The sequence below is a fragment of the Clostridium sp. OS1-26 genome (genome assembly GCF_030915445.1).
GTDB lineage: Bacteria > Bacillota > Clostridia > Clostridiales > Clostridiaceae > Clostridium_AM.
The window spans coordinates 4,306,021-4,320,325 of record NZ_CP133264.1 but is presented as its reverse complement, the minus strand read 5'-3'; the positions used below and the strand labels follow the sequence as shown (position 1 = coordinate 4,320,325).

The following is a 14,305-nucleotide window of genomic DNA, read 5'->3' as shown; positions in this document are numbered from 1 at the left end:
TTATTCCTCCACTACTTCCATTCTGTGACTGTAAACACTATGAATAATTAATTCCTTATCTTTTTCTTCGTATTCCACCCAATAGGTAACATTTCTAATTCTCATCCTGGTCAAATAATGCATAGTTTCTGGATTTAAAAATCTTTCCCTGTTTTTCTGTGCATTAACTATTACTTTCTCTATATCTTCAAAAAGAATTAACCTATCCTCCATTTGTTTTTGTATATTATCATTTATGATTAACTTTAGTCCGGAACCCCTAGTAAAATCATTTATTTCCTCATTCCAAAACCTCTTTAATAGATTAATTTTAACAAGTGCTCTGTTCTCATGTCTTTGAGATAAAGTAGGAGCTTGTCTTAATGATACTTTCTCCAAATTCTCACCATAAATTAAATCTAAAATGTGAAAAGTCCTCTTTTCTTCAGATACAAATAAATCTCTACACATTGAGCAATAAACTAAGTAATCTCTACTGCTCTCTTTTATTCTATCTTTTATAAATTCCTGTGATTGCTCTTTATTAGCAAAATACACAAGTCCACCATAGCCGCAGCACTTGGTTTTTTCCTTTGAGAACTTTAATTCTTCTATTTTATATCCCAGTTCAGATGCTATAGTTCTTATGCTTTCATGAATTTTTTCATTGTATCTAGTAGTACAAGCATCATGTACATTTAAAACATAGTTCTCTTTTATTTTATTATTAATAGGAATCTTGTGATTTTTCATGGTTTCCCACAAGGATACTGAGTTTATTTCAGGCATATATTTTTCAAATATACTGTAACAACTTGAGCAAGCTAGAATGAAAGTCGGTCTTCCCATGCTCTCCCAACTATTTTTGATATGTCTTATATTCTCTTGCATTAAATCCTGTCTTCCTGCCCAATCTGCTGGTGCACCGCAGCACCCTAACATTAAACCTACACCATCCTTAATATTTGACATAAGATAACTGTATATTTTTTCTATATATTCTGGTGTAGATGCTGGCAGCTGACATCCTGGATAAAATACATACTTTACCTTTTCATAACCAGGCTGATTCTTTATCATTGAAAAATAGCTGCTATTGCTAAATTCCATATCCTTTAATGCGAAATCGTGAGCAGATATTGGCATTTTTTCTCTTTCTACCATACTTTCACGAGTTTCTTTTATTATATTCTTCATCTCTATGCCTTCTGGGCATATTTCTCCACATAGCCCACAAAGGGTGCAGGAATTAATCATTTTGTTTGCATAGCGATCTCCAAGTACTATAGTTTCATTATGATTTATCTGTCTTACATAGTTCTTAGGGATAACATTATATTTTTGAAGATGAACACAAGCTTTTAGACATTGAAGACACTGACATTTCAAACATCTTTTGGCTTCAATTATTGCATCTTCTTCACTATATTGTGAGTCATATTTTCTCATTGCTGGCATTGACTCTATATCATCAGTTGCAATTTTTAAAGGTGTTTTATACCCTCCTTCATTTCCCCTCGCAGCGGTAATTGAAGTATTTTGAATGTACCTATCTATAGATATACCGGCTCTTCTCCCTGAACTTAATGACAATATAATAGAGTTATTTTTATTTATAAGCCTTCCTCCTGCAAATAGTGAAGTGTTTTCTACTTGGAAGGTTCTAAAGTCTACATTTATATCTTCCTTCCAAGAGCCTGTTCCAATATAGGCTGCGCCATATATTTTTAATATTTTACTCAATTCTTTTTCATCAATCTCTCTATTTAGCTCTATCTTTATACTTCCTTTTTTAAATACTTCAAGCTCTTCTTCTATAAGCTCCTTTGAAAGATTTTCTCCTTCAAAGTCCCATAACCTTCCTCCTAACTTTGAATTTTTTTCATATATTGTGACCTCATAGCCTTTTTTATCTAAATCAAAAGCTGCTGTAATTCCACTTACTCCTCCACCGATTACTGCCACAGTCTTTCCGTTCCTAGGTATAGCCAATGTTCTTTTGTTAGTTGAAGCCCCCAGTTTTACTGTAACTTTTTCAAGCTCAGATATATTTATAGCTCCTCCAAGTTCTTTTCTAACACATACATCTTCACAGGGATGATCGCATATTCGGCCTATTACTCTCGTAAATGGAAGCTTTTTAGCCATAACTTTATAAGCCTTTTTAAAATCACCCTTTTCTATTTCCTCAACAAATGATTTTACATCCATATGCACAGGACAAGCAGCTACGCAAGCTGAAGGTGCATCTGTAATACACTTATCACCTTTTTTCAATAACTTATCTAAATCCATAGCATTCACCTTTCATTCAGTCTGTATTTTGGAAACATAGTCCGGGGTATAAGTTAACTGACCGTCTTATACCCCTATATAATTACTTTTTAAGTGCTGCCAAAACTTTTTCTGGAAGTGCTGGCAGTTTAGTTATGCGCGCTCCACAAGCATTGTATATTGCATTAACTATTGCTGCATGTGGTGCTGAAAGAGGCATTTCTCCTGCTCCTGAAGCACCATATGGTCCATATGGTCTTGGAGTTTCCTGATAAATTATTTCTATATTATCAGGAACATCCTTAATTTGAGGTATACCGCAACCTGTAAGCGTAGTGTGTTTCTTTAAGTCTTCAAAGTCCTCACTTAATGCTAAACCTATACCTTGAACTAAACCTCCATATATTTGACCATCTACTACTAGTTTATTTACTACAGTTCCTACATCAGCAACTTATAGTAAGCTTTTCTACTTTAACCTTTCCAGTAGTAGTATCTACCTCTACTTCTGCCATGAGTACTCCATACATGTAACATGGGAATGGGTTACCTTGACCATTTGCTACATCGCAAGCGGTACAAGGTGCTGTCCACTTTCCATCAACTTTTACTGGTATATTTTCTGCTACCATTTCATCATAAGTCCTATAAGCTCCATCAGCTTTTTTCATAGCTGCTAATAGATTTTCACAGGCAACTCTTGTAGCATTTCCAGTTAATACGTTAGAACGACTTCCGCCAGCTGGTCCGCTGTTTGGAGTTTTTTCCATATCATTCATAACTAATTTTATTTGTTCAAGCTTAATTCCTAGTGGTCTTAAAGTTTCATAAGCTATACTTAAAGTTCCCATGTCAGCACCCTGTCCATGGTCTTCCCATGAGTTGCCAATAACTATTCCTGTTGGAGTCAATTCTGCCCAAGCTTCTGAAGAATCCGCACCATCAAGACCTGAGCCATAAAGAAGTAATGAAACTCCTACTCCATATTTTTTATCTCCACTATTTTTGTTTTTATCTTCAGCTTTTTTCTTTGCATCTTTGTATAATGGACGTAACTTTTCTATCATAGTTGGTAAACAAATAACATCTGGGTCACAACCATTAGGCGTAGTAGAGCCTTCTCTATATACATTTTGGTATCTAATTTCAAGTGGATCTATTCCTGCCTTTTCAGCTAATTCATCTATCAAAACTTCTGAAGCAAAAAGACTCTGTGGTGAACCGTATCCTCTGAAGGCTGATCCCCAAGCATGGTTAGTACAAACAGTCCTTCCTTCTCCTCTTATATTTGCTATATCGTATCCAGCTCCTATAAATTGCGTACCTCTCATAGTAAGTAGGTCACCGAACTCTGAGTATGGACCATGGTCTACTGACCAATCACTTTCCATTGCAACAAGCTTTCCGTTCTTGTCGGCTCCAAACTTAACATTCATAAAGAAAGGTGATCTCTTTCCTGTATAAGTTATCTGCTGATACATATTGAATTCAAGGTATACTGGTTTCTTTGTTACTATTGCAGCTACACCAAGTAAAGCTTCTATAGTAGGGCTGAACTTATATCCAAAAGTACCACCTGTAGGATTTTGAACTATAAGAACATCCTGTGCTGGCATTCCTATACCATCTGCTATCATAAGTGAATGGAAATGGAGTGCTACACTTTTGGAATGTATAACTAGTTTTCCATTTTCATTGAAATAAGCAAAACCTACGTCTGGCTCTATTGGAAGATGCGGCTGTCTTCCTACATAAAAATTATCTTCAACTACATAATCTAATTTATCCATTAAATCTTTAGTGTCATTACCTTTAGCTATTGTTGTCTCAAAATATATATTAGGAGTTCCTGGATGAATTTCTATAGCATCTTCAGCCATGGCTGCTGGTGCACTCATATATGCTGGAAGTTCTTCTAATTGAACTTTAACTTTTTCTGCAGCAGCTTCTGCTTGGAATGGAGTATCTGCAAGTACCATAGCTATAGCATCACCAAATTGGAAAACTTTTTTATCATTTAATATAGGTCTATCCAGACCATCACCTTTATTTGAAGGGAATGCCAATCCATTTATTCTGTTGGTTCCTGGAACGTCTTTATATGTTATAACTTTATAAACTCCAGGCATTTTCTCTGCTTCTGATGTGTCTATTGAGAGAATATTAGCATGTGAAACTTTAGCCTGTACTAATTTTATGTGTAATGTATCCTCAGGAAGTTTTAACCCTAAATCTGCTCCAAAATCCCAGGTTCCTGTTACCTTTGCTACTGCAGATGGACGAACAACCTTTGAACCTAAAACACTTGCTCCTTCAGGCAGCTTATACCACAAGTCTTCTTTCTTTATTTCCCCTCTTATTAGCCTTGCTGCATCCATAACTGCATCTACTAATGGCTTATATCCTGTACATCTGCATACATTTCTATTTTTTTGGAACCAGCTTCTTACATCCTCTCTAGTTGGATTTATATTTTCATCAAGCAAAGCTTTAGCAGATACTATAAATCCTGGGGAACAGAATCCGCACTGTGCAGCTCCATGAATCATCCATGCTAATTGAAGTGGATGAAGGTTATCTTTAGTCCCCACACCTTCAATAGTAATTATTTCTGCTTCATCTGGAACTCTTTTCATTCTTACGATACAAGACCTTACAACTTTCCCATCCATTATTATGGAACAAGCCCCACATTCACCTTTACCGCAACCAACCTTAGTACCTGTAAGAAGCATTTGTTTTCTCAAAACTTCTGCCAAAGTCATTTCCGGATTAGCAATAACAGTTCTACTGATACCATTAATAATTAAAGTTTTCTTTAACATTAAAATACCCCCATTTTTATTTAATTGTTATATTATAAATTTTAATATAACTCAAGCTACCTATATAAATTGTTTAGCAATATACGTGCCAACAGTAATAATATGGAATTAAGCCATTTTCAATATATAAAATTATTTTTTGTTCGTTTTTCTAACAAAATCACATTGAGCTAGTGTTCGTTTTTTAATCAATATTATAAAATTCATTCTACAAACTTGTATTTTTTTACTTTTATCAAAATTATTGCTCAATTTTCGAACAAATTATAAAAAAATAAAGGAAGCCCATATATTTTGAGCTTCCTTCTCTTAATTAGCTTTAATTATTTTTAACCTCTTCATATTCCACATCTACAACATTTTTATTTGAAAAATCATAATAATTTTGTTGTTCATAAGCTTTGCTTTTAGTATCAACTTTTTCTCTTTTTCTTGTTTTTACGTCTTTATATGATTTAATGTAATTCACTAATTTGATTCCTCCCCAAGCAACAACCCCTACTGCTATAAGCCAAGGAAATATTCTGATAAATATAAGTACCGCAGCTATTATAATTATAGTTCTAAACATTCCTGAAAAATTTCTGTTTATAAAATCCATGATTTAAAACCTCATTTCTTTACTTTACTTATCTTAAACTGACTATTTTATATTCTATTATAATACATAGATATTATAGTTCAAGATTAATATAAGAATATTATATCACACAACCAAAGAAACCAGTATTAAATATCACTTTATAAAGTATTAATAATTCATGAACTTTTTATTAAAGTTCTTCGTTTTTTTTCACATTTTTTCTGAACATATCAAAATCACTAATTATGTCTGGTCGTTCTTGAATGAAAGCTATAAAATCTCTGAGGTATTCTACTGTTTCATTGCTTATCGTGTGTTCAACTTTTTCTGTTTGTTCTAATAACCCATCAGATATGCCTAAGACCTTAAAAAATCCTTCAATAATATTGTGTCTATTAAGCAGATACTTCCCCATTTTTTTTCCTTCATCTGTTAGTATTATTATTCCATATTTTTCATAATTGACGAATTTGAATTCTGATAGCTTTTGAACCATTTTTGTTGCTGACGGAGGCTGTACGTTTAAGGATTTAGCTAGATCATGAATTCGTGTAAATCCTATTTGTTCAGAAAGTCTGTAAATCATCTCTAAATAATCTTCCATAGATGCAGTTAAAGTATCACATTCTTTTTTCATGTATTCACTAAAGGTAAAAAAGTCTTCATTATCCATTTCCCCACCTGCTCTACTCATATTATTCCATGTACAAATATATGCATTAAAAATATAAAATAGAACTTTTTTATCACATTTATTTTACAAATACATATCCTAAAATTAGAAAAGTTAGTTTGGACTAAAAATGTTAATGGCCTTTAATTATCTTACATGGCATTAATATTTAAACCAGCAAACAATTTAACTATAGATAAATTCTAACTTGCAGCTAAATTGTAAATTTAAGTTAGTTGATATTATATTGAGCTAATAAATTTTATATTCTATTGGAGGTTTAGTATATGTATGAAGATACAGAATTAAAGAAAATGATAATAGTAAATAGTCGCTATAACATAGGTGTGTTTGGAAAAATTAAAAATTTATTAAAATATTTAGGCCCAGCCTTCATCGTAAGTGTTGCATATGTAGATCCTGGTAATTTTGCAACAAATATAGCTGGTGGCTCTATTTTCAACTATAATTTAATATGGGTAATACTCTGGAGCAATATAATGGCTATATTTCTTCAAACTTTATCAGCAAAATTAGGCATTGCTACAGGATTTAATCTCTCTCAAATGTGTAGGCAGGTTTTTTCAAAAAGAGTCAATTGGTTTCTGTGGGGTATTTCTTGTATTACTGCTATGGCTACAACTTTAGCAGAGTTTTTAGGAGCCACTTTAGGATTATACCTTTTATTTAAAGTTGATTTGGTATATGCAGGTATAGCTACAATCTTTCTAACTTTTCTGATCGTGAATATGCAAAAATACGGACAAAGAGCAGTAGAAATTATTATTACAGTACTGGTAGCAGTAATATGCGCTGCATACACTTTAGAGGTTTTTCTCGCAAAGCCTGAATGGTCTTCTGTGGCATCTCATACTATAATGCCATCCATTCCCAATGGTGATGCCTTATTGATAGCAGTAGGCATGCTAGGTGCAACCGTTATGCCGCATGTTATTTATCTTCACTCTGCATTAGTTCAGCCTAGGAACACCAATAATACACTTAGGGAAAAACTTGAGCACTTTAAAATGGAAAAAATAGATATATTTATAGCAATGAATATTGCATTTCTTGTGAACGCAGCAATGTTAATAGTATCAGCAGCAGTATTTTATAAACAGGGAATAGCTGTTGACTCAATTGAACAAGCCCATAGATCACTTCAGCCCCTACTTGGAACTTTATCTAGTGGAGCTTTCGGAATGGCTCTTTTAGCATCTGGTTTATCTTCGTCTGCAGTTGGAGCTATGGCTGGTGAAAGTCTTTTAGATGGATTTGTAGACTTAAAAATCAATATTAACATAAGAAGAATTATAACTATGGCGCCAGGAATGATTATTATTTTACTCGGTATTAACCCAATGAAAGCTCTAGTATTGAGTCAAGTCATACTGAGTTTTGCACTTCCTGCTGCTATAATTCCTTTGATGATTATAAGTAGTAAAAAGAATTTAATGGGCAGCTTTGTTAATACCACCCCTACAAAAATAATAGGCTGGTTTATTGCATCTACTATTATCATTTTAAACATTGTTCTCTTGATACTTACCTTTGCAGGTAGAGTTTAAATAGCCAGCTTAATTAAAAACTGCTAATACAAGGATATAAATAAGGCATATCTGATACTAAAAAAACTTTATCAGATATGCCTTTATACTGTTAATTGCTTATAATACCATATACCTATAAACTTTCTAAAATTAGCAATTTATTATTTAAATTCTCTTTTTTGATGATATAATTAAAATAGTTTCAAAAATATTGATAATTATTTATATAAAAAGGTGGTAATAATTATGCGTTTTGTTACTTTTAAATTAGGAACTAAAGATGTTATAGGTGTTTTATCAAATAACAATTCATTAATTTCTCTTGAAAATCTTTTTCCGAATTTTTCAATGTTGGACCTTATAAATAAATTTAATGTACAAATTGAAAATCAAATAAAAATGATTTTAAATAGCAGTAATACAATAAGCTTAGATGATGTAACCTTAGAATCTCCTATTCCTAATCCTACTAGAGGCATAATTTGCTTAGGTAAAAATTACAGAGAGCACATAAAAGAGGTTGCAAAGGTTATTGATAAAGAAAATGGAGTACCTGAACACCCAATATATTTCTCTAAAATTGTTGATAAATGTATAGCTCATAACGGAATTATACAATCTCATGAAAATTTAACTGATAAATTAGATTATGAAGTTGAGTTAGCTGTTATTATAGGAAAAGAAGGTAAAAATATTCCTAGAGATAAAGCCGAAGAATATATATTTGGTTATACAATTTTAAATGATGTTTCTGTAAGAGATGCTCAATGGAAGCACGTACAATGGCTTAAGGGAAAAAGCTTTGATGGGACATGCCCAATGGGACCATGGATAGTCTATAAAGATGAATTGAAATTACCACTTGAATTAAACATTAAATCATATATAAATGGTGAATTAAGACAGGATTCAAATACGAGAGAATTTATCTTTGACATACCTAATATAATAAGTGAATTTTCACAGGGCATAACTTTAAAACCTGGCGATGTAATTGCTACTGGAACACCTGCAGGCGTTGGTATGGGCTTTGAACCTCCAAGATATTTAAAATCTGGAGATGAAGTTGAATGTTATATAGAAAACATAGGAATATTGAGAAATAAAGTATTATAATTATGTAAAATTATTTCAGGAGCTTTCTGCCAGCGCTCAAATACTTGAAAATATAGCAAAATCATATTAATAAATTAATGGCAATGATAAAAATATCATTGCCATTAATTTATTCGAGGTCCAAAGCCTCTCTAGATTTGTTCAATTAAACTTCAGTTAGAGTTTAGTTGAACATAATTTGAAGATATAAAATAGTTTATATTAAGAAATGTTTTAAGCTTTAATTGATTTTAGTCTTCTTCATGTGACTTATTTCCCTTTTCTGATTTGTGCTCTTTAGCTTCCTTATTTTTCTTTTCTTTTGAATCATTTTTATCATCTTTTCCTTGTGAATCATTATCTTCGTCTTTTTCTTTTATTTCAATTTTATCTTTGTTTGATTCACTTACAGAAGCAGTGCTATTTGCAGTTGAAGTACTTTGTGTTTTGGAAGCATTTGAAACACTACTTGTATCAGTAGTAGTTGTACTATTTGGTGCAGTAGTGCTTGTTTCTTGTTGCTGTTGCCCAGTTTGTGTTGTTGAATCTTTACTCTGAGAATCAGCCTCTGTACTGCTATTCTTTTTAGCATCTTCCTTAGCAGCCTTCTTTAATTTCCCTACTCCACCTTTCATTACTTCCTTCTTTTCTGCAACTAACTGTTTAAACTTATCTTTTTGAACATTATAGGCTTCTTGTTTTTGTTTTAAAGAATCCTCTGCAGCCTTTATAGATTGCTCATTTCCTGATTTCTTAGCTTCTGCTAATTTGGTTTCAGCATCCTTTACAGCTTGCTTATTTTCTATTAATACCTTTCTTTCATTTAATACTGCAACTATAGCCTCTTTCTTAGCTGTTTGCATTTCGATAACCATAGATATTGTTTCTTTTGCCTTCTCAGGAAGCTTACTTTCTAAGCCCTTTAAAACTTCTATTGACTTTTTCTGTTGTTCAGTTATTTTTGTTTCAAGATTTTCAAGTTTTGATAACTTTTCCTTATCTGCTTCATTATCTACAGATGTCTTATCTACGGCATCCTCTACTTTTTCCTGTGCTTCATTTATTTTGTTGCTATAATCCTTTAACGCTTCTGTAGAAAGCTCTGTTTTTTCTTTATCAGCCATAACTTCGCTTTCTCCTAATCTTTCTAGAGCTACATCAGTTAGCGCCTCTGCCTTACTTTCATCTCCTCTTGCAATATTTATTTTTAAATTGTCTATTGCTTTATCTATTGGATATAAAATTACGTTATCTGGAGTTATTCCAGCATTTTCTTTATAACTTGCAGTTTCTCCCTCTGCAAAAACCTTTCCAGTAATACTTAATGATACAGTTATTGCTGCTACAAATAATGCTATTTTTTTCATAATAAATTCCTCCTTTAAAATCCTCTCATGCATATTTACGGTAACCTTTCCTATTTTATAGGGGTACCATAATTTTTTTTTTAATATTATTATAAAAGTAGTTAAACTAACTATAATATGATAAATTTTCCCATATACATTTGCGCGCGCATCTATCGTTTTATAATGGTACTATTAAAAATTCTTATGTACTATATATAAAAGTAACTCAGCTTACTTTTATATCAATTATGATTTTCATAGATTTATACGGAGTATATCCATGTTTTAGATAGGTACCTTTGAAAAAATCTTCAGCAGAGATCTTAAATTCCTAATTTAGTGCAAATCGCTTTCACGGAATTCATTAGAGTGTTGGTAACGGTAGACATCAAATAAATTAATGATATTTTTATAAATATTCGCGGGATCTCTTTTTATTTTATATAGGTTGGAATTATTTTTTGTATACCCCCATAAAATTTACCTATTATACCGTAATAAATAGTGAGGTGGTTAAATGATACTAAAAAATGACTTGAATGATAACAGAAATGATTTTATAGAGAAAAGTAAAAAATTTATATATAGTGTTGCCACTAACATCTGCAAAAAGAATCTACAATGGGAAAATGATGATGAACTAAGCGTAGCATTAATCGCCTTTAACAACGCTTGTGAATCTTATGTTGAAGATAAAGGAAACTTTTTTAGTTACTCTAAGGTTCTTATAAAAAATGCACTTATTGATTACTTTAGGAAGAACTCAAATAACCCTTATTTAACCTTTGATGGTGAGAACAGTCAAATTGAATATATAGATGCTAAAAATTCCATGACTAATTATGAAATTGAACAAGAAAATATTAGAAGGCTCGAAGAAATAAAGTTATTTAATGATGAATTAAAAAAATATGGTCTTTCCTTTGAAGTGCTTGGTAAATCCTCTCCTACACATAAGGACACAAAGGATAATCTTCTAAATTTAGCCTTTATTTGTTCAAATGAACCTTCTGTTTTAGAATATATACATAGATCAAAAATGCTTCCTGTAAAACAAATTTGTCTTCTGACAAATTCAAATAGAAAACTCATTGAAAAATGGAGACGATACATCCTTGCTTTAATTTTAATTTTTTCTAATAAAGAATATGCTTATATAAGGTCTTATTTAAATATAAAGGTAGGTGAAGGTAATGAATATTAAAAATGGACTAGTTATGGAGATTAAAGAAAATGCTGCTTATATAATGACTCCCGACGGTGAATTTCTAAAAATTAAAATTGATAAAAGCAAGGCTTTACCTGTTGTAGGCGGAGAATACAAGGGAAAAGTTTATAGCACTCCTTTTATATACATAAGAAAGTTTAAATATATTACAGCAGCTTGTTTAATATTTTTCGTACTAAGCTTAGGAGGAGGAGTTTATGCTTATTATATCCCTGTTTCTACAGTTACTATTAGTATAAACCCCTCTATTGAATTCAAATTAAACAGATGGAACAGAGTATTGTCCTCTCAAGCATTGAATTCTGATGGAGATAAAATTTTAAAAGAAATAAAAACTAAGAATACACAAATAGATGATGCCTTGGTAATGGTAGTGAACCAAGCTAAAGAAGATAAATATATAAATGACAACTACATTAATGCTGATAAAACAATTGCAGTAAATATAACTGGAAAAGAAATTGGTTTACCAAGCCTTGAAAAAGAATTATCAGAAAATAACCTTAATGCAAAAATTGACAACAACGGAACTACTGTATTTAATAAGACTAATAAAAGTACTAATAATATTTCACCTAAAAATAATAATTCAAATTCAAATAAATCAAATGCTGATAAGGCTAATTCAAATCCTAATAAAAATTATAATGCATCAGATAATGACAGTGACAGCAGCACTAAAAATAACAACGGCTTAGGAAACAACAAAAAATATAACGATGACTTTGAAAAATCAAATAAAAATTCTAATAAATTCAACGACGACAAGCAGCATGGCTATGACAAAGAAGACAAAAATGGTAAACATGACACCCACGATAAAGGTAATAAAAACAAAGAAAAGTAAAATTAAGAACTTTTGAAAACAAAACATTTTTCAAAAGTTCTTAATTTTCCAACTATATAATTCAATTATATTATAGATATCCAATCTGAGTACTTGACTCATTAGCGGTGTTCATAGGAGTACATCTTCTATATTGTTAATAATTTTATCCGATGACTACCCGCTCTAATACTCCCACCGCACTCTGTGAAAGCGATTCACACAAAATCAGAGATTTTGGTTCTCTACTTTTCTCCAAGCGGGAGTAAAGAGCGGCTACGTCCCTGGATAACGATTTCCCCTAAAGGATAACGCATTCTAAGTGCTAAAGACACTAAGAAGCCTGTTAATAAGCATCAGGTGGAGGTTAAATGCCTAAATGGCATTTAACGGGCAGAATTGCCCAGTGGTCGCAGACAAACTCCATCTGATGCCAAGAACTCTGTTTATCTTTAATTGAAATTATGTACTTATTACATCACTCTGTATTACAAATATCATCCAATTTGCTTAATACCTCTTTATATCCAACTTTAATCAATTCATTATTGTAGAGTTCTTCGTAACTAACTTTTTCTATATCAAACTCTAGTATATTATTCAGATTATCTCCATACAATTTTTTCAGAAACATCTGACATCCCATTTTAACATTATTATGATCTTCCTCATTAAAGTATCTGAATTTATTTGTATCCTTATTTAACTTTTCTATTACCCCATATAATTGATAAATATAACTGAGTTCTCTTAATTGGAATTGACCTTTTAAATATGCAACATTGATAGAATAATCTCTATCCATTGGTATGGGATATACATCTATATCAAATTTATTATTAATACTTTTTAATATTCTGATACTATTAAATAATGCTGTGCATATATCTAATCTTATGATATTTGCATACTCTCTACTTCTTCTTATTCTAGTTTTTTCTGTATATTTTTTGTTATCTTCAAAAATTTTGTTCTGAACTTCTATACTTCTATCTGTTGATTTTTTAGTTATAATCCAACTGAATACTCCACCAACTATGGCCCCAATTATTATAGAAATACAAGAAATTAAAGGTTCAGGCCAATCCGTAAATATTCTAATCATTAAATCCCTCCTTTAAAACAGTTTGTGATAACTATTATATTTTCCACCAATGTCTATTTTATGCTTTATGAAAATTGGATATAATAATAACTAAAGGAAGTGGTTCATTTGATTATTGGTACAGCTAAAATATATCTATTTGCAAATTGGGTTCATTCATTAAAAGAAAAAAGAATGATAGTAAAAAGTATTATAGATAAAACCAAGAATAAATTTAATGTTTCCATAGCTGAGGTTGAGAACAACGATTTACACCAATCCATTGTTATAGGCATTGCTTGTGTAAGTACTGATAAAAGACATGCTGATAGTATGCTGCAAAATGTACTTAACTTTATAGAAGAAAATACTGATGCTTCAATTCAGGATATCGAAACAGAATTGCTGTAAATTTAATAAAAATAAATCCAGAGCATGAAAATTTGAACTTCTGGATTTATTTTTATTAAATTTATTTGACTTTGTTTTTTTGGTGGATATTATTCATATTTCCTAATATATCATGCATAAAATTCGATCCTCTAGATATAAGAATCCCTGTAAGAATCATACCAAGATAAGGTATCTTGGTAGGTAGGTTAACTGCAGCCATAAAATCTATACCAGCTCCAATAGCCACAAGTTCTCCAAACAACACCGCTCCTAATCTGTCATAGCTAAACTTACCATTTTGCCAAAACATCTTTGTAGTTTCCCATAGTGATTCTACTATTAAAGCTGCAATAGCAAATTGTAATAAATCCATATCCCCCTTCTCCTTTTATATGAATTGTTAGTTCCTATAAAGTGATTCTTTGAGAATTACCCCTATAAGTATA

General features: G+C 31.4%; 11 protein-coding genes and 1 pseudogene. 5 read left to right on the top strand and 7 right to left on the bottom strand.

Annotation, left to right across the window (positions count from 1 at the left end; all coding sequences use genetic code 11):
• From RCG18_RS21365 to mntR, 4 genes and pseudogenes are all read right to left on the bottom strand, one after another.
• Positions 1-2,274, bottom strand: a complete 2,274-nt coding sequence (locus RCG18_RS21365) for a pyridine nucleotide-disulfide oxidoreductase/dicluster-binding protein (protein WP_308038029.1) — start codon at positions 2,272-2,274, stop codon at positions 1-3.
• An 82-nt stretch (positions 2,275-2,356) separates the two neighbouring features.
• Positions 2,357-5,078, bottom strand: a pseudogene (locus tag RCG18_RS21360) (molybdopterin-dependent aldehyde oxidoreductase).
• Between the two features lie 319 nt (positions 5,079-5,397).
• A complete protein-coding gene (locus RCG18_RS21355; RefSeq protein WP_308038028.1) occupies positions 5,398-5,679 on the bottom strand; it encodes a hypothetical protein in 282 nt (93 codons plus the stop codon).
• A 172-nt stretch (positions 5,680-5,851) separates the two neighbouring features.
• The gene (gene mntR / locus RCG18_RS21350; protein ID WP_308038027.1) at positions 5,852-6,334 is read right to left on the bottom strand and encodes a transcriptional regulator MntR; all 483 of its coding nucleotides are present in this window, start codon (positions 6,332-6,334) and stop codon (positions 5,852-5,854) included.
• A gap of 314 nt (positions 6,335-6,648) precedes the next feature.
• On the opposite strand from mntR, the gene RCG18_RS21345 reads away from it, so the two are divergent.
• Positions 6,649-7,902, top strand: coding sequence for an Nramp family divalent metal transporter (locus RCG18_RS21345; protein WP_308042072.1), 1,254 nt, complete (start codon positions 6,649-6,651; stop codon positions 7,900-7,902).
• A 228-nt stretch (positions 7,903-8,130) separates the two neighbouring features.
• On the top strand, positions 8,131-9,000 hold the full coding sequence (locus tag RCG18_RS21340) for a fumarylacetoacetate hydrolase family protein (protein WP_308038026.1): 870 nt from the start codon (positions 8,131-8,133) through the stop codon (positions 8,998-9,000).
• A gap of 230 nt (positions 9,001-9,230) precedes the next feature.
• Here the strand turns inward: RCG18_RS21340 and RCG18_RS21335 are convergent, their stop codons facing one another.
• Positions 9,231-10,346 carry a DUF5667 domain-containing protein gene (locus RCG18_RS21335; RefSeq protein WP_308038025.1) on the bottom strand — a complete coding sequence of 372 codons (1,116 nt, stop codon included), beginning with the start codon at positions 10,344-10,346 and terminating at the stop codon, positions 9,231-9,233.
• 499 nt (positions 10,347-10,845) lie between these two features.
• Here RCG18_RS21335 and RCG18_RS21330 point away from each other — a divergent pair, with 499 nt between their 5' ends.
• Positions 10,846-11,532: a sigma factor gene (locus tag RCG18_RS21330; protein ID WP_308038024.1), complete on the top strand. Its 687-nt coding sequence runs from the start codon at positions 10,846-10,848 to the stop codon at positions 11,530-11,532.
• On the top strand, positions 11,522-12,403 hold the full coding sequence (locus tag RCG18_RS21325) for an anti-sigma factor domain-containing protein (RefSeq protein WP_308038023.1): 882 nt from the start codon (positions 11,522-11,524) through the stop codon (positions 12,401-12,403). Before RCG18_RS21330 ends, RCG18_RS21325 begins: the two co-directional genes overlap by 11 nt.
• Positions 12,404-12,860: 457 nt before the next feature.
• Here RCG18_RS21325 and RCG18_RS21320 read toward each other — a convergent pair whose 3' ends face one another.
• Positions 12,861-13,487, bottom strand: coding sequence for a hypothetical protein (locus tag RCG18_RS21320; RefSeq protein WP_308038022.1), 627 nt, complete (start codon positions 13,485-13,487; stop codon positions 12,861-12,863).
• Between the two features lie 108 nt (positions 13,488-13,595).
• Between RCG18_RS21320 and RCG18_RS21315 the strand changes: the two genes are divergently transcribed.
• Positions 13,596-13,877 carry a DUF503 domain-containing protein gene (locus tag RCG18_RS21315; protein ID WP_308038021.1) on the top strand — a complete coding sequence of 94 codons (282 nt, stop codon included), beginning with the start codon at positions 13,596-13,598 and terminating at the stop codon, positions 13,875-13,877.
• Positions 13,878-13,938: 61 nt separating this feature from the next.
• Here the strand turns inward: RCG18_RS21315 and RCG18_RS21310 are convergent, their stop codons facing one another.
• Positions 13,939-14,232, bottom strand: a complete 294-nt coding sequence (locus RCG18_RS21310; protein ID WP_308038020.1) for a hypothetical protein — start codon at positions 14,230-14,232, stop codon at positions 13,939-13,941.
• Between the last annotated feature and the right edge of the window lie 73 nt (positions 14,233-14,305).